Genomic DNA, 14,541 nt, shown 5'->3' with positions numbered 1-14,541 from the left:
TGACTGCCGCCCTGGCGCACCCGTTCCGGGAGTGCCGAAGCAGCGGGGAGGAGAGACGCGATGCTGCCAGATACCGCCCGCCCTGCCTGCGCCCCGCGCCTTCTGCCCGGCGCCAGCAGCCTGCGGCCCCGCGAGTCATCCCCGCTGCGCCTGCCGGCCGTGCTGACCCGGTGGCTGGACACCCGCGCCCGTGACCTGATGCAGCCGCCGGATGGTCCCGGCTTCGACTTCACCCGGCCGCCCGGCGAGGCCGCGCTGATCCCGGCGGACTCGCTGTCCTGGTGCGTCTTCAAGAATCCGGTTTCGCTCTTCATCGGCGGCGTGACGGCGGTGATCCTGGAACTGGCCGAGCCTGGCGTGCGTAGCGGCGTCTGGGAGCATTCCTCCTTCCGCAGCGACCCGGTGCGGCGGCTGCAACGCACCGGCCTCGCGGCCATGGTCACGGTCTATGGCGCCCGTAGCCAGGCGGAGGCGATGATCGCCGGCGTGGTGCGGGCGCATGGCCGCGTCACCGGCCAGACCCCCGCCGGCCAGCCCTACCGCGCCAATGATCCGGCCCTGCTGGACTGGGTGCAGGCCACCGCCACCTTCGGCTTCGCGGAAGCCTATCACCGCTACCTCCGCCCGCTGGCGGAGGAGGAGATGGACCGGCTCTATGCCGAGGCGCTGCCCGCCGCGCGGCTCTACGGCGCCACCGGCGCCCCGCGCTCGGAAGCGGAGCGGCAGGCGCTCTTCGCCGCCGTGGCGGAGCGGCTGGAGCCTTCGCCCATCGTCTTCGAGTTCCTGGACCTGATGCGCCATGCCCCGGCCCTGCCGGCGGCGCTGCGGCCTTTCCAGGTGCTGCTGGTGCGCGCCGCGGTGGAGGCCACGCCGGACTGGGTTCGTGAACGCCTCGGCCTCGGCCCGGAACTGGGGCTGCGGCGCTGGGAATACCCGCTGGTGCGGCACGCCTGCGCGGCGGCGGACCGGCTGCTGCTGCCTTCCGCCGCGCCAGTGCGGGCCTGCCTGCGGCTTGGCCTGCCGGCCGACTACCTCTTCCGCTAGGCGACGCTTTCCAGCGCCGCCGGGGTCCGTAGGTCGTTCTCGAAGCGATCGCGCCAGCGTTCCAGGCTGTTGCGGCGCATCACTGCCATCATGGCGGCGTGGCGCTCCCGCCGTTCCTGCAACGGCATGGCCAGGGCCTGGGCCAGGGCAGCGGCCATGGCCTGCTCGTCATGCGGGTTCACCAGCAGCGCGGCATCCAGCTCCCGCGCCGCGCCGGCGAAGCGGGAGAGGATCAGCACGCCGGGGTCCACCGGGTCCTGGGCCGCGACGAATTCCTTGGCCACCAGGTTCATGCCATCCCGCAGCGGCGTCACCAGCCCGACGGCGGCGGCCGCGTAGAGCGGCATCAAGTCCCGCCGCGCGAAGGAGCGGTTGAGGTAGCGCAGCGGCGTCCAGTCCAGCTCGGCGAAGCGGCCGTTGATGCGCCCGGCCTCGCCTTCCAGCTGCCGCCGAATCTCCTGATAGGCCTGCACGTCGGAGCGGGAAGGCACCGCGATCTGCGCGAATTCCACCTGCCGATGCCAGCCGGCATTCTCCGCCAGGAAGCGCTCATAGGCCGCGAAGCGCTGCGGCAGGCCCTTGGAATAATCCAGCCGATCCACGCTCATCACCAGCGCACGGCCATTGAGGGAAGCGCGCAGCGCCTGCATCTGCGGGCTGTCGGCGGCGGCCTCGGCCTCCGCGCGCAGCATGTCCACATGCACGCCGATGGGATAGACGCCGGTGCGGATGGCGCGGCCTCCCACGGCCAGCACGCCATCGGCGCGCGCCTCGCCGCCCATTTCCCGCAGAACGTAATCGGCGAAGGCAAGGCGGTCCGATTCGGTCTGGAAGCCGATCAGGTCGTACTGGCACATGGCCGCCAGCAGCTCGGCATGCGCGGGCACGTTCATCATGACCGCGGGGGCCGGGAAGGGCGTGTGCAGGAACAGCCCGATCCGGTTGCGCGCGCCCCGCTGCCGCAGCGCCTTGGCAAGGCAGAGCAGGTGGTAGTCATGCACCCAGACCACGTCCTCGGGTGTCATGAAGGCGCTGATGGCTTCCGCGAAGCGGCCATTGACGCGGCGGTAGCCTTCGAAATCGGCCCAGTCGAACCGGGCGAGTTCCGTTTGGTAATGGAAGATCGGCCACAGCGTGCCATTGGCGAAGCCGCGATAGTAGGTGTCGTAGTCCCGCTGGTTCAGGTCGGTGGTGTAGAGGCTGATGGAGCCGGAGCGCTGCTCCACCACCGGCAGGGGCGGGGTGACCATGTCGGGCACGACTTGGCCGCTCCAGCCGAACCAGCGGCCGCCCTTCTGGCGCAAGGCATCCATGACGCCCGCGGCGAGGCCGCCAGCGGTGGGCTCGCCCTCCGTGATCGGGGCGACGCGGTTGGAGACGACGATGAGGCGGGACATGCGATGCGCCCTGTCGAGGTGATGACGGAGGGATTGGCGGGGGCAATTTGGGCGGAATTGCGCCGCGCGGCGGCAAATTTGAAGGCGCATGCGCCAAACCCCGGCCAGAACCGAGCCCATATTCCGCCATATTCGATTTTTATAGATGGACACTGGGTACGGAAGCTCTTCGGCCAGGCCAGACCACCTGCGTCCATTCCAGCATCGTCGTTGTTCATGCGACCCGTGACTTCGGCGGGCCGTGGGAAGGAATGTTTCATGCGTATCGCGCAAATCGCTCCTCTGTTCGAGGCTGTTCCGCCGAAGCTCTACGGCGGCACCGAGCGGGTGGTGCATTCGCTGACCGAGGAACTGGTCGCGATGGGCCATGAGGTGACGCTGTTCGCCAGCGGCGATTCGATCACCAGCGCGAAGCTGGCCGCGATGCGGCCGGAGGCCCTGCGCCTGGACCCGACGGTGAAGGACTGGGTGGCGCATTACATGCGCATGGTGGAGACCGTCGGCCGCCGCGCCGGCGAGTTCGACGTCATCCATTCCCATATCGACTACTTCCCACTGGGCCTGCTGGACCGCCAGGGGACGCCCTTCCTGACCACGCTTCATGGCCGCCTGGACCTGCCGGAATTCGGCGAGATCTACGGCACCTATGCCCATACGCCTTTCGTCTCGATCTCCGACCACCAGCGGCTGCCGATCCCGCAGCTCGACTGGGCGCGCACCATCCTGCACGGCATGCCGGCCGACCGCCTGAAGCCGCTGGACGTGAAGCGGGACTACCTAGCCTTCCTCGGCCGCGTTTCGCCGGAGAAGGGGCTGGACCGCGCCATCCGCATCGCCGCCGCCGCCGGCATGAAGCTGAAGGTCGCCGCCAAGGTCGATAACGCCGACAAGGCCTATTTCGAGAGCGAGATCAAGCCGCTGCTCTCCATCGGCGAGGTCGAGTTCATTGGCGAGATCAACGACGACCAGAAGCCGGAATTCCTCTCCGGCGCCCATGCGCTGCTCTTCCCGATCCGCTGGCCGGAGCCCTTCGGCCTAGTGATGATCGAGAGCATGGCTTGCGGCACGCCGGTCATCGCCTTCCGCCACGGCTCGGTGCCCGAGGTGATGGAGGATGGCCTGACCGGCTTCATCGTCGAGACCGAGGAAGAGGCGGTGGCGGCCCTGAAGCGCCTGCCGGAGTTGGACCGCACCCGCGTGCGCCAGCGTTTCGATGAGCGCTTCACGTCCCGCCGCATGGCGCAGGATTATGTGGACCTGTACCAGGAGCTGATCGACGCCAAGAAGTCGCCCCGCCTGCGGGCCGTCGCCGGCAACTGAGGCCAGAGGCTTTCACGGAACGATGGCGGCGGGTGCGGAAAGCGCCCGCCGCCATCGGCGTTTTCAGCCCTTGTCGCGCGCCTGCCAATCCGCCAGCGGAATGCGCGGCACGTTGATGATATCGGTGGTGCGGGCATAGCCGCCGCCGCCATGCATGCGGCCGATCAGCCCCAGCTTCGGCGTGTCCACGTAGCATTTCGCCGCATCCAGCACGCAATCGTCCTGCACATGCGCGGCCAGGATGGTGCCCAGCACCAGGGTATTGCCGCCCAGCGGGACCAGCTGATGCGTCTGGCATTCGAAGGCCACAGGGCTTTCGGCGACGCGGGGCGGCTTGACCAGGCTGCTCGGCACCGGAGTGAGCTTGGCCTCCGCCATCTCATCCACCTCGGGCGGCAGGTCGATGGCGGTGATGTTCATGGCATGCACCGCCGATTCCGGCACCAGGCAGACCACGAACTGGCCGGTGGCTCGGATGTTGGCCAGGGTGTCCTTGTCGGTATGCGGCCCGCCGATGGAGACGCCCAGCACCGGCGGGTTGCTGGAGAAGGCGTTGAAGAAGGAGAAGGGCGCCATGTTGATGCCGCCCTGCGCATCCTGGGTAACCACCCAGGCGATGGGGCGCGGCACCACCGTCGCCGTCAGCAGCTTGTAGCGGTTGTTGGGCGAGGTAGTGGCGAAGTCGAACATCATGGCGGGCGTCTTCCAGCAGGAGCGGGCCGCATGGTGGACAGGGGCGGCGGGGGCTGTCCAGCCGCCCACCGCCCGCCCGCTTATGCGCTGACCGGCACGGCCGCCACCGGCTCCCGCCGGATGGCCAGGGAGATGCCGGCGGCCAGCAGGCCTGTCATGCCCGCCAGCACGAACATGGTCAGGTAATCGCCCTGGGTGTCGCGCAGCAGACCGCCCAGGAAGGCGGCGCTGGCGGCGCCGATCTGGTGGCCGGCGGCGATCCAGCCGAAGACGATGGGGGCATCGCGCTCCCCGAAGGCATCGGTGGCCAGCCGCAGCGTCGGCGGCACGGTGGCGATCCAGTCCAGCCCGTAGAAGACCGCGAAGATCGAGAGGCTGTAGAGCGAGAAATCCGAATAAGGCAGGTAGATCAGCGACAGGCCGCGCAGCCCGTAATACAGGAACAACAGCTTGCGCGGGTCATAGCGGTCGGTCAGCCAGCCGGAGAGGGTGGTGCCCACGAGATCGAAGATACCCATCAGCGCCAGCAGCCCGGCCGCCCGCACCTCCGGGATGCCCATGTCGCCGCAAAGCGCGATGAGATGCGTCCCCACCAGCCCGTTGGTGGTGAAGCCGCAGACCCAGAAGGTGGCGAAGAGGTACCAGAAGGCACGCGTGCGTGCGGCGCGCTTCAGGCTGCCGAAGGTGATGGAGAGCAGCCCGGTGGGCGGCGGCGGCGGCACGAAGCCCGGGGGGGCGCCGTAGGGCACCAGCCCCACCGAGGCCGGCTTTTCCGGCACCAGCCACCAGACCAGCGGGATCACGGCGGCGATCACGGCCGAGACGGTGAGCACCACCGGGCGCCAGCCGCCCGCCTCGGCCAGGGTGGCCAGGATGGGCAGGAAGATCAGGCTGCCCGTGGCGGTGCTGGCGGTCAGCACGCCCATGATCAGGCCGCGATGCGTGGAGAACCAGCGGTTGGTGATGGTGGCGCCCAGCACGATGGCCACGGCGCCGCTGCCGATGCCGGAAAAGACGCCCCAACTCAGGATCAGGTGCCAGGGCTGGGTCATGAAGCTGCTGGCGGCGGTGGAGGCCGCCATCAGCGCCAGGGCGCAGAGCATGGTGCGGCGCAGCCCGAAGGTGGTCATCAGCGCCGCCGCGAAGGGTCCCACCATGCCATAGAGGAAGATGCCGATGCCGGCGGAGAGCGCGGTGGTGGCGCGGCCCCAGCCGAAGGCTTCCTCCAGCGGCAGGATCAGCACGCCCGGCGTCGCGCGCAGGCCGGCGGCCGCGAGCAGAGCCAGGAAGATCACGCCCACGACCACGAAGGCGTATTTCTGGCCAAAGGGCCTGCGTTGGATTATATCCATGTTACTGACCGGTACGTTGCTTTCCTGCACAGTACGTACCGATCGGTAACATCGTCAAGGCCGATCCGCACACATGAGCACGACCGCCAAGCCCAGCGCCGCCGTCCGCATCCGCCAGACCGCCGCCGAACTGTTCTACCGGGCGGGCATCAGGGCGGTGGGGGTGGACGAGATCGTCAACCGGGCCGGCGTCACCAAGCCCAGCCTCTACCGCGCCTTTTCCTCCAAGGACGAGCTGGCGGCAACCTACCTGCGGGACTACTGCGGCATCTTCTGGGGCCGCTTCGATGCGGCGCGGGCGGCGCATCCCGGCGATCCGCGTGCCCAGATCCTCGCCTTCCTGCGCGGGGCGGGGGAGCGCGCGATGCAGGATGGCTATCGTGGCTGCGGCCTGACCAATGCCGCCATCGAATATCCGGAGCCCGGCCACCCCGCCCGCGTGGTGAGCGAGGCGCATAAGCAGCAGCTCCGCGCCACCTTGCGGGAGATGGCGGCGGACATGGGCGCCAGCGACCCGGCGGCGCTGGGCGACGGGCTGCTGCTGTTGATCGAGGGCGTCTATGTCTCCGGCCAGATGTTCGGCCATGGCGGGCCGGCCGGGGCCGCCGCCGCCAATGCCGAAAAGCTGATCGACGCCTGGATGCCGCCTAGCGGGCAGCCAGGGTGAAGCTGGTGTCGAAGGCCTCTGCCACCGAGATGGCGCGGGAAAGCACCCCGAACTGCACGGCCTGGTCGCTGGCCTGCTGAAGTTCCGCCACCAGGGCCGCATCCACCGGGACGGCCTTGGTGGCCTGGTTCTCATAGGCGCGGCGCAGCAGCGGCTCCGGAATGCGGGTGAGGGCCGAGGTGCTGCGGGCAAAGGCGGGGACATTGCCCCGCGCCCAATCCCAGCCGCGCTGTTGCCGCACCAGGAATTCCTGCAGCAAGGGCCGCTTGTCCTTCAGCGTATCCACATGCACCGAGGTCAGGCTGACGGTGGGCGTCAGCCCTGTGCCGTCGCGCAGCACGCGGGCGCCGAAGCTTTCCACCTCGATGGCCACATAGGGCTCCCAGATCGCCCAGGCATCCACGGAGCCGGAGCGAAAGGCCAGCGCCGCATCCATTGGCCCCAGCGCCGCCTGTGTCACCTCGCCGGGATCGATGCCGGCATCCTTCAGCGCTGCGCGCACGAGGTACTGGCCCCAGCCGCCGCGATTGGCCGCCACCTTGCGGCCGCGCAGATCCGCGAGGCTGCGGATCGGGCTGCCGTCCCGCACCAGGATGGCTTGGCTGCGCGCCTCGGCCCTGGTGGCGCCGACGGCGCGGATCGGCGCCCCATTGGCGTAGACGCCCAGAAAGGCGAGGTCGCCCTGGCTGCCGACATCCAGCGCGCCGGCGTTCAGCGCCTCCAGCAACGGCGCGGCGGCGGGGAATTCACTCCACTCGATACGGAAAGGCAGGTCGCGCGCTTGGCTGGAGGCTTCCAGCAGAGAGCGGATGCCGCCTTTTTGGTTGCCCACGCGCAGCACGGGCAGCGGCTGCGCGCGCAGGATGGCGGGGGAAGCAAGAAGTCCGGCGGCGCCCAGCAGCGCGGCGCGGCGTCGGATCACGATATCGGTCATGGCAAAGCCCTTGTCGGCGGGATGGAGGAGGGGGCGGCTCAATGCCGCCGACATCGCCTGCACCCCTGTCGCCAGGGCTGGATGAAAATGCGGATCGGATGGGGCACGGGCCGCTTCCTGTCACCGGGTTGGTGACAGGATTAACGATTCCGATCCGGTGGTAAATAATTAATCGGAAAACAATCGTGGAATCTTTAATTCACTATCACTTCACCGGATAAGGTGGCGCTTCCCCGCGCAGCAGCACGGCGTCGACATTGTCCAGGGCGCGGAAGCCCATGGCATCGCGCGTCTCCACCGTGGCGCTGCCCAGATGCGGCAACAGCATGACATTGGGGGCGCTGTAGTAGCCCTCGAAGATCCGTGGCTCGCCATCGAAGACATCCAGGCCGGCGGCGCGCAGATGCCCGCTTTCCAGTGCCGCGCAGAGTGCCGCGTCATCCACCGTGGAGCCTCGCCCGGTATTCACCACGATGGCGCCGGGGCGCAGCAGGGCAATGCGCTGTGCATCCAGCCAGTGCCGCGTGGCGGCGCCGCCGGGAATGTGCATGGAGAGCACGTCGATGGCGCCGAGGAAGCTTTCGTCGCTGTCATGATAGGTGGCGCCCTGCGCCTCGGCTTCCGGCAGCGGGCGGCGGTTGCGGTAATGGATCTCCATGCCGAAGCCGCGCGCCATGCGCGCCAGGGCCTGGCCGATGCGGCCCATGCCGAGGATGCCCAGCACCTTGCCTTCCAGCGTCACGCCCATGAGCTGCGTCGGCGCCCAGCCGGTCCACTGGCGGGCGCGCACCATCCGCTCGGCCTCGCCGCCACGCCGGGCGGCGGAAAGGATCAGCAGCATGGCGATCTCGGCGGTGGCGACGCTCAGCACGTCCGGCGTATTGGCCACCGGGATGCCGCGCGCCGCCGCCGCCGCGAGGTCGATATGGTCGGTGCCGGCGCTGAAGGTGGCGATGATCCGCACGCTCTCCGGCAAGGCCGCGATGGTTTCGGCATTCAGCGCATCCCCGGCGGCGCAGAGGATGCCGGCGGGCTCGGCCTTGCGGGCGGCCGCGACGATCTCGGGCCCCGTCATCCGCGTGTCGGCGGTATTGGGAATCGTCGCGTAGTCGCGGGCGGCGCGGGCTTCCACCGCCTCGGGAAAGTGGCGGGTCAGCAGCAGCAGCGGCTTGGACATCGGTGTTCGGCCTCCCTGGCATGGCGCGGTTTGGTGGCCAGCTTGCGGGCGGGCGCCGCCGCCGCCAAGGGGGTTGGGCTTGCCTTCCCCCCGCGTTGCGTTCACCGTCCGCGCGGAATCGCACGGCTGTGCTGCGGGAGAGAGAAGATGGATCTGGGTCTCAAGGGGCGTCGCGCCCTGGTGATGGGTGGCTCGAAGGGCCTCGGCCGCTCGGTGGCCGATGCGCTGGCCGCCGAAGGCGTGGCCATTGCCGTCTCGGGCCGTGAGCAGGCGAGCCTGGACAAGGTCGCGGCCGAGCTGAAGGCGCTGGGTGCTGCCAAGGCTGTCGGCATCCCCGCCGATGTCGCCTATGGCGAGCAGATGGACGCGCTGGTGGACAAGGCCGTGGCCGAGCTGGGCGGCATCGACATCGTGGTGCTGAACCATGGTGGCCCGCCGCAATGCACGGCGGCCGATATCAAGCAGGAAGACCTGACCACCTGGTTCCAGCGCATCGTCCTCTCCCCCATCCGGGTGGCGACGCGGGTGCTGCCGGCCATGCGGGCGCAGAAGTGGGGCCGTGTCATCGCCATCGGTTCCTCCGGCATGGTGCAGCCGCTGCCGAACCTGGCGCTGTCCAACACGCTGCGCGCCGCCATCGTGGGCTGGAACAAGACCCTTGCCGCCGAAGTGGCGGGCGAGGGCGTGACCTGCAACATCCTGGCCCCCGGCGCCATCCGCACCAACCGCAGCATCGAGCTGGCGGCCGGCGCGGCGCAGAAGGCCGGCAAGACGGCCGAGGACATCATTGAGGCCCGCAGCAAGACCATCCCGGCCGGCCGCTATGGCGAGCCCGCCGAGTTCGGCCCCATGGGCGCCTTCCTGGCTTCCGACCGCGCCGCCTATACGACCGGCCGCATTCACCTGATCGATGGCGGGGTCGTTGGCTGTGTCTGAGACTCTCCGCAGCAACCTGACGCCGGACATGGATCTGGCGTCGCGGTTGTTCGATGAGCTGCGTGCCAACAGCACCGACGGCCTGGGCGTCACGCGTGACGCCTATGGCGCCGGGGAACGGATGGCGCATGAACTGGCGCGGCGGGAAGCCGAGGCGCTGGGGCTGGACGTGCAGGCCGACCCGGTCGGCAACCTCTACATGACGCTGCCCGGCACCGACCGGGCGGCAAAGAAGGTGCTGCTGGGCAGCCACCTGGATTCGGTGAAGGAAGGCGGCAATTTCGACGGCGCCGCCGGCGTGCTGGCCGGGCTGGCCGCCGTGGCCGGGCTGAAGCGCGCCGGCTTCCGCCCCAGCCGCGACATCACTGTCATGGCGACGCGGGCGGAGGAAGCGGGGGCCTGGTTCCCCACATCCTATCCCGGCAGCCGTGGCGCACTGGGCATGCTGAAGGCCGCCGAGCTGGAAGTGAAGCGGCAGGACACCGGCCGCAGCCTCGCCGACCACATGCGGGAAGAAGGCTTCGACCCCGACTTCGCCGTGCGTGGCGAGAAGGTGGTGACGCCGGACAACACCGCCGCCTTCCTCGAAGTGCATATCGAGCAGGGCCCGGTGCTGGATTCCGAGGAAATCCCCGTGGCCGTGGTCACCGGCATCCCCGGCTCCCGCCGCCTGCGGCAGGGGCGGGTGCTGGGCGAGTACAACCATTCCGGCGGCACGCCGCGCCGCTACCGCCGTGACGCCGCCATCGCCCTGGCGGAACTGGCGCTGGGGCTGGACGAGGAATGGGCGCTGCTGGAAGCGCATGGCCATAAGCTGGTCTGCACCTTCTGCACCATGGCCACCACCGAGGAAGCCGGCTTCACCAAGATCGCCGGCGAGGCCACCTTCATGCTGGACGTGCGCAGCGTGAACCCGGCCAGCGTCGATGCCATCTTCGCGCGGCTCGCCGTGCTGGTGCCGGAGATCGAGGCGCGGCGAGGCGTGAAGTTCGACCTGGGGCCGGAGACGGGTTCCACCGCCTCTCCCATGGATGCCGGGGTGCGGGCCGGGCTGGCGCGCGCGGCGGAAGCCATCGGCGTGCGGCACATGGAGATGGCCTCGGGCGGCGGGCATGACGCTGCGGCCTTCGCGGCGGCGGGCATTCCGGCGGGCATGCTCTTCGTGCGCAACCAGAATGGCAGCCACAACCCGCATGAGGCGATGCGGATGGAGGATTTCTCCGCTGCCTGCGCCGTGGTGACCCGCTGGCTGGCGGATGTGGCCGGTTGAAGCCTGAAGTCTACATTGACGCCGATGCCTGCCCGGTGCGGGACGAGGTGTTCCGCGTCGCGGAGCGCCTCGGCCTCATCGTGCATGTGGTGAGCAACGGGGCGCGCGGCATCCGCCTGCCGGAGGTGGACTGGGTGAAGCGCGTCATCGTGTCCGAGGGCGCCGATATCGCGGATGACTGGATCGCCGAGCATATCGCCGAGCATGATGTCTGCGTCACCGCCGACATCCCGCTTGCCTCCCGCTGCCTGGCCAAGGGTGCGCGGGCGCTGAAGCACAACGGCACGGTCTGGACCACTGACAATATCGGTGGCGCCCTGGCCGGGCGGGCGGTGGCGGAGCATCTGCGCTCCACCGGCGCCACCACGCGCGGCCCGGCGCCGATGCAGGGTTCCGACAAGTCCCGTTTCCTCTCGGCGCTGGAAACGGAATTGCAGGCGGCGATCCGCGCCAAGGAATCGCCGCCGGTGTCGCTGTGGCGGCCGATCGAGTGGTGAAGGCCGCTCCCTAGCCCAGCAGTTCGATATACCGGGCGGCGGAGCGGGCCACGATCTCCGGCCCATCCGCCAGCACTTCCTGCCCCTTGAAGGCGCCGTAGATGCGGCCGTAGCGCCAGGGCGCCAGCCGCGCCGCCACGCGGCGGATTTCGGCGGCGGGCAGGGGCATCATGTTGGGGTAGCTCCACATGAAGGACACGCGGCGCGCGCCCGGCGCCACCTGCACAATGTCGCCCGGCAGCAGCGCGCCCGCGCCATCCTCCGTGCCTGCCCAGTGCAGCACGGTGCCGCCGGCGAAATGCCCGCCGGCGCGGATCAGCGTGACACCGGGCAGGATCTCCAGCGTCTCGCCGTCCCAGAAGTGGATGGCGGGATCGGGGCGCATCACCCATTCGCGGTCGGCGGCATGTAGGTGGATCGTGGCGCCGAAGGCGGCGGCCCAGTCCTGCATCGTGGTGTAGTAATGCGGGTGGGAGATGGCGATGGCCCGCACCCCGCCCAGGCCGTGCACCAGTTCCTTCGTCGCGTCATCCAGCAGCGCGATGCAGTCCCACAGGACATTCCCGGCGGGCGTGCGCAGCAGGAAGGCGCGCTGGTTGATGGCGAAGGCAGGCATGGTCTGCACGCTCAGCAGGCCGGGTTCGTGCTGGCGCCAGGCATTCACATGGCCCTCGGCCAATGCCTCGCGCGAGATCCAGGCCTGGCCGCTGGCGGGAACATATTGCCGCTCATCCTCGCAGATGGGGCAATGGGCGGGGGGCTGCGGCGCATCCGGGTAGGAGGTGCCGCAGGCCTTGCAAAGAAAGATCGTCATCCGCTCCTCCTTTCCCGCCGGTCTGGCTGGTCAGCCGGGGATCAGCTCGATCCGCTGCATCTCCATCGCGTCCACCGCTTCGCGCGAATACAGCAGCGGCACATAGGCGCCGCGCGACCAGCTCGGCGCCAGGTCCGCGTAATGCGGGGAGCGCGGGTCGCCCGACTGGCCCGGGGCATTGATGGCGATGCTCTTGTCCCACTCGCCGACATCCATCACCAGCCGCACGGAGGCGCCGTACATGGCGCGGAAGTCGCTGGGGCGGTAGCCGGTGTGCATCGGCGTCGAGGCGCTGCCACCCACCGGCAGCGGCCCGACATCCAGATGCGCCGGCGCATCCGGCAGGCCGGAAAGCGCGTGCTGGAAATAACCGTGGTGCAGCTTGCCCCATTCCCAACCGGAGGGGGAGGAGCCCATGCGCTTCTCGCAATCGCGGAAAGCATCGGTCAGGCAGCTTGCCAGCAGCGCGTCGCGCCCCGCCGCCGGGTCGGTGCCGAAGCGGCTGTCGGGCTGCTCCAGCGCGCGCAGCAGCGCTTCATTGTCCTGCGGCAGCAGCAGCGGGCGCAGAGAGGCATCGGGCACCAGTGCCTCCAGCATCCGCGGCTTCAGGAACTTCGCCAGGAAGACCTCGAAGAGCGCGGCGGCGGCGCTGTTGGCGCGAAGCTGGTGGTCCCATTCCTCCAGCAGCGTCAGCGCCGCCCAGAGTTCCGGCGCCGCGCCGCTGCGCGGCAGGCGCAGCAGCAGCGCGCAGAGCCGCCGCGCGGGGATGGACAGAACATCCGTCTGCAGCGCCGCCGAATCCTCCACGCGGTGCAGCGGCTGCTCATTGATGCCGATCCGCCCCAGCACTTCGCGGATGCGGCGGGCGCGGGAAGCCTCGGTCCATTCGAAGCCGAACATCTTCTGCTCGTGCGGCCAGTCCGCCGGCAGGTTCAGCTCATTGGCGGAGGCGACGAAGCCTTCCGGCGGATTGACGATGGTGGGGTATTCCGCCGGGTCCAGCAGGCCGGACCATTCGTAGCGGCCATCGCCCGGCATGGGCAGCAGGCCGTCCCAGTTGGGGCGCTGCGGCGCGTAGCCGGCGGGCATCCAGGCGATGGTGCCGGAAGTATCGGCATAGATCTGGTTGACCGAGGGCGTGCCCCAGCCGCGCATCGCCGCCGCGTAATCCTCCAGCGTCGTGGCACGCATGCCGGTCAGGCTGCGCAGATAGGGCGCGGAACCCGGCAGCGACCAGACAGTGCGGACGGCGACGGCGCGGCCCGGCGCCTCGGCGATGATGGGGCCGTGGCGCGTGAAGCGCAGCGGCAGGCTCTGCGTCTCCTGCCCCATCACGGTGAACTCGGCCATCTCCTCGATCATCGGCTCGTAGCCGTCGCCGTAGCGATAGCTGCTGCCGTCGCCGATGGTCTCATAGACCATGACGTCTTCTTGGTCGGCGCCATGGATGGTCAGGGCGAAGGCCGCCGTGCCGTTATGGCCGATGGAGATGCCGGGCACCGCCGGCTCGCCAGCGCCGATGGCGTTGAAGCCCGGTGCCTCGAGGTGAACGATGTAGCGCAGGCCGGGCGCGGCATGGGCGCGGTGCGGGTCGCTGGCCAGGATGGGGCGGCCGCTCTCGGTGCGGCTGCCATGCACGGCCCAGTTGTTGGAGCCTTCCATCTCGGCCTTGCGCATCACCTCGCCATTGTCGGCCACCTGGGTCCAGCGGCGCCAGTCCTCCAGCGGCGCGGCGAGGCGCTCCGGGCTGAAGGTCACCGCCGCCGTGGCGAGCTTGAAGGTATCGAGGCAGGTGATCTCCAGGCTGCCGAGGTCCAGGCCTTCCGGCCGGATCGGCTCGCGCATCGGCTCGATGTCCTTGCGCAGCAGGTCGGTGGCGAGGTCGGCGCGGGCCAGCACGATGGCGCGGATGACCTCGGAAAGCGCGTTGCGCGTCAGGGTATGGGTGCGGATGCGCACCACGTCATCGGCGGCCCAGTGCGCGGGCCTGGTGCCCATCTGCGCGAATTCGGGCGGCAGCCGCTCGGGCTCCCGCGCGCAGAGATCGACATAGGCGTTGATGCCGGCGGCGAAGGCACCGCAGATCGCGCGCGCATCCGGCGCATAGGCGGCGAATTCGGCATCCATGTCGCCGCGATACAGGAACAGCCGCGCGGCGCGGTCCTGCGCCAGGTAGCCGGGGCCGAAATCGGCCGCCAGCAGCCCCAGGCCGCGCTTGCGCCAGAGGTCGATCTGCCAAAGCCGGTCCCGCGCCGCGTTGAAGCCCTGGATGAACCAGAGGTCGGCCTCGGATTCCGCGCGCAGGTGCGGCACGCCCCAGCGGTCCACCACGATGCTGGCGGGGGCCTTCAGGCCCTCCAGCGTGATCGTTTCCCGCGTGGCGGTGGGGGGCGTGGCTTCGGTCATGGGGTGAGTCTTCCCGGTGTCTGTAGGCGGGCGG

The 14,541-nt window shown here is 69.6% G+C and carries 13 protein-coding genes; 6 read left to right on the top strand and 7 right to left on the bottom strand.

The genetic code is table 11. From position 1 onward, the window contains the following. Positions 1 to 60: 60 nt before the first annotated feature. Complete coding sequence (locus EBE87_RS17705; protein ID WP_199707134.1) at positions 61 to 1,044, top strand: oxygenase MpaB family protein; 984 nt, start codon at positions 61 to 63, stop codon at positions 1,042 to 1,044. Here EBE87_RS17705 and otsA read toward each other — a convergent pair. After that, positions 1,041 to 2,441: an alpha,alpha-trehalose-phosphate synthase (UDP-forming) gene (otsA, locus tag EBE87_RS17700; RefSeq protein WP_120636964.1), complete on the bottom strand. Its 1,401-nt coding sequence runs from the start codon at positions 2,439 to 2,441 to the stop codon at positions 1,041 to 1,043. The two genes, EBE87_RS17705 and otsA, sit on opposite strands and share 4 nt — an antisense overlap. Positions 2,442 to 2,699: 258 nt before the next feature. On the opposite strand from otsA, the gene EBE87_RS17695 reads away from it, so the two are divergent. Then, positions 2,700 to 3,761, top strand: coding sequence for a glycosyltransferase family 4 protein (locus EBE87_RS17695; RefSeq protein WP_120636963.1), 1,062 nt, complete (start codon positions 2,700 to 2,702; stop codon positions 3,759 to 3,761). A 63-nt stretch (positions 3,762 to 3,824) separates the two neighbouring features. On the opposite strand, the gene EBE87_RS17690 is transcribed toward EBE87_RS17695, so the two are convergent. Both EBE87_RS17690 and EBE87_RS17685 read right to left on the bottom strand, forming a co-directional pair. Next, the gene (locus EBE87_RS17690; protein WP_120636962.1) at positions 3,825 to 4,454 is read right to left on the bottom strand and encodes a flavin reductase family protein; all 630 of its coding nucleotides are present in this window, start codon (positions 4,452 to 4,454) and stop codon (positions 3,825 to 3,827) included. Positions 4,455 to 4,534: 80 nt separating this feature from the next. Next, positions 4,535 to 5,806 (bottom strand): MFS transporter, encoded by a 1,272-nt coding sequence (locus EBE87_RS17685; protein WP_120636961.1) that lies wholly within the window; start codon positions 5,804 to 5,806, stop codon positions 4,535 to 4,537. Positions 5,807 to 5,879: 73 nt separating this feature from the next. Here EBE87_RS17685 and EBE87_RS17680 point away from each other — a divergent pair, with 73 nt between their 5' ends. After that, positions 5,880 to 6,473: a TetR/AcrR family transcriptional regulator gene (locus EBE87_RS17680; protein ID WP_120636960.1), complete on the top strand. Its 594-nt coding sequence runs from the start codon at positions 5,880 to 5,882 to the stop codon at positions 6,471 to 6,473. Here the strand turns inward: EBE87_RS17680 and EBE87_RS17675 are convergent. Further along, complete coding sequence (locus EBE87_RS17675) at positions 6,454 to 7,407, bottom strand: ABC transporter substrate-binding protein (protein ID WP_120636975.1); 954 nt, start codon at positions 7,405 to 7,407, stop codon at positions 6,454 to 6,456. The genes EBE87_RS17680 and EBE87_RS17675 overlap by 20 nt on opposite strands. A gap of 205 nt (positions 7,408 to 7,612) precedes the next feature. After that, on the bottom strand, positions 7,613 to 8,584 hold the full coding sequence (locus tag EBE87_RS17670) for a 2-hydroxyacid dehydrogenase (protein ID WP_120636959.1): 972 nt from the start codon (positions 8,582 to 8,584) through the stop codon (positions 7,613 to 7,615). 147 nt (positions 8,585 to 8,731) lie between these two features. Between EBE87_RS17670 and EBE87_RS17665 the strand changes: the two genes are divergently transcribed. The 3 genes from EBE87_RS17665 to EBE87_RS17655 are packed head-to-tail and all read left to right on the top strand — an operon-like array spanning position 8,732 to position 11,287. Continuing rightward, the gene (locus tag EBE87_RS17665) at positions 8,732 to 9,520 is read left to right on the top strand and encodes an SDR family oxidoreductase (RefSeq protein ID WP_120636958.1); all 789 of its coding nucleotides are present in this window, start codon (positions 8,732 to 8,734) and stop codon (positions 9,518 to 9,520) included. After that, complete coding sequence (locus EBE87_RS17660; protein ID WP_233553071.1) at positions 9,513 to 10,790, top strand: hydantoinase/carbamoylase family amidase; 1,278 nt, start codon at positions 9,513 to 9,515, stop codon at positions 10,788 to 10,790. The genes EBE87_RS17665 and EBE87_RS17660 overlap by 8 nt, the downstream gene beginning before the upstream one ends. Next, positions 10,787 to 11,287, top strand: a complete 501-nt coding sequence (locus tag EBE87_RS17655; RefSeq protein WP_120636956.1) for a YaiI/YqxD family protein — start codon at positions 10,787 to 10,789, stop codon at positions 11,285 to 11,287. The genes EBE87_RS17660 and EBE87_RS17655 overlap by 4 nt, the downstream gene beginning before the upstream one ends. A 10-nt stretch (positions 11,288 to 11,297) precedes the next feature. Here EBE87_RS17655 and EBE87_RS17650 read toward each other — a convergent pair whose 3' ends face one another. After that, positions 11,298 to 12,101: an MBL fold metallo-hydrolase gene (locus EBE87_RS17650; RefSeq protein WP_120636955.1), complete on the bottom strand. Its 804-nt coding sequence runs from the start codon at positions 12,099 to 12,101 to the stop codon at positions 11,298 to 11,300. Between the two features lie 30 nt (positions 12,102 to 12,131). Further along, positions 12,132 to 14,507 (bottom strand): penicillin acylase family protein, encoded by a 2,376-nt coding sequence (locus tag EBE87_RS17645; protein WP_120636954.1) that lies wholly within the window; start codon positions 14,505 to 14,507, stop codon positions 12,132 to 12,134. Positions 14,508 to 14,541 lie beyond the last annotated feature (34 nt).

Origin of the sequence: Teichococcus wenyumeiae, assembly GCF_003696345.1 — a bacterium.
Taxonomy (GTDB): domain Bacteria; phylum Pseudomonadota; class Alphaproteobacteria; order Acetobacterales; family Acetobacteraceae; genus Pseudoroseomonas; species Pseudoroseomonas wenyumeiae.
The sequence above is the reverse complement of the archived record's forward strand: the minus strand, read 5'-3'. Positions and strand labels throughout refer to the sequence as shown.

Bases quoted from the DNA above. Each gene is read 5' to 3' on its own strand.
- EBE87_RS17680 (WP_120636960.1), top strand. From the start codon at position 5,880: ATGAGCACGACCGCCAAGCCCAGCGCCGCCGTCCGCATCCGCCAGACC.
- EBE87_RS17650 (WP_120636955.1), bottom strand. From the start codon at position 12,101: ATGACGATCTTTCTTTGCAAGGCCTGCGGCACCTCCTACCCGGATGCG.
- EBE87_RS17705 (WP_199707134.1), top strand. From the start codon at position 61: ATGCTGCCAGATACCGCCCGCCCTGCCTGCGCCCCGCGCCTTCTGCCC.
- EBE87_RS17695 (WP_120636963.1), top strand. From the start codon at position 2,700: ATGCGTATCGCGCAAATCGCTCCTCTGTTCGAGGCTGTTCCGCCGAAG.
- otsA (WP_120636964.1), bottom strand. From the start codon at position 2,441: ATGTCCCGCCTCATCGTCGTCTCCAACCGCGTCGCCCCGATCACGGAG.
- EBE87_RS17690 (WP_120636962.1), bottom strand. From the start codon at position 4,454: ATGATGTTCGACTTCGCCACTACCTCGCCCAACAACCGCTACAAGCTG.
- EBE87_RS17670 (WP_120636959.1), bottom strand. From the start codon at position 8,584: ATGTCCAAGCCGCTGCTGCTGCTGACCCGCCACTTTCCCGAGGCGGTG.
- EBE87_RS17665 (WP_120636958.1), top strand. From the start codon at position 8,732: ATGGATCTGGGTCTCAAGGGGCGTCGCGCCCTGGTGATGGGTGGCTCG.
- EBE87_RS17685 (WP_120636961.1), bottom strand. From the start codon at position 5,806: ATGGATATAATCCAACGCAGGCCCTTTGGCCAGAAATACGCCTTCGTG.
- EBE87_RS17645 (WP_120636954.1), bottom strand. From the start codon at position 14,507: ATGACCGAAGCCACGCCCCCCACCGCCACGCGGGAAACGATCACGCTG.
- EBE87_RS17675 (WP_120636975.1), bottom strand. From the start codon at position 7,407: ATGACCGATATCGTGATCCGACGCCGCGCCGCGCTGCTGGGCGCCGCC.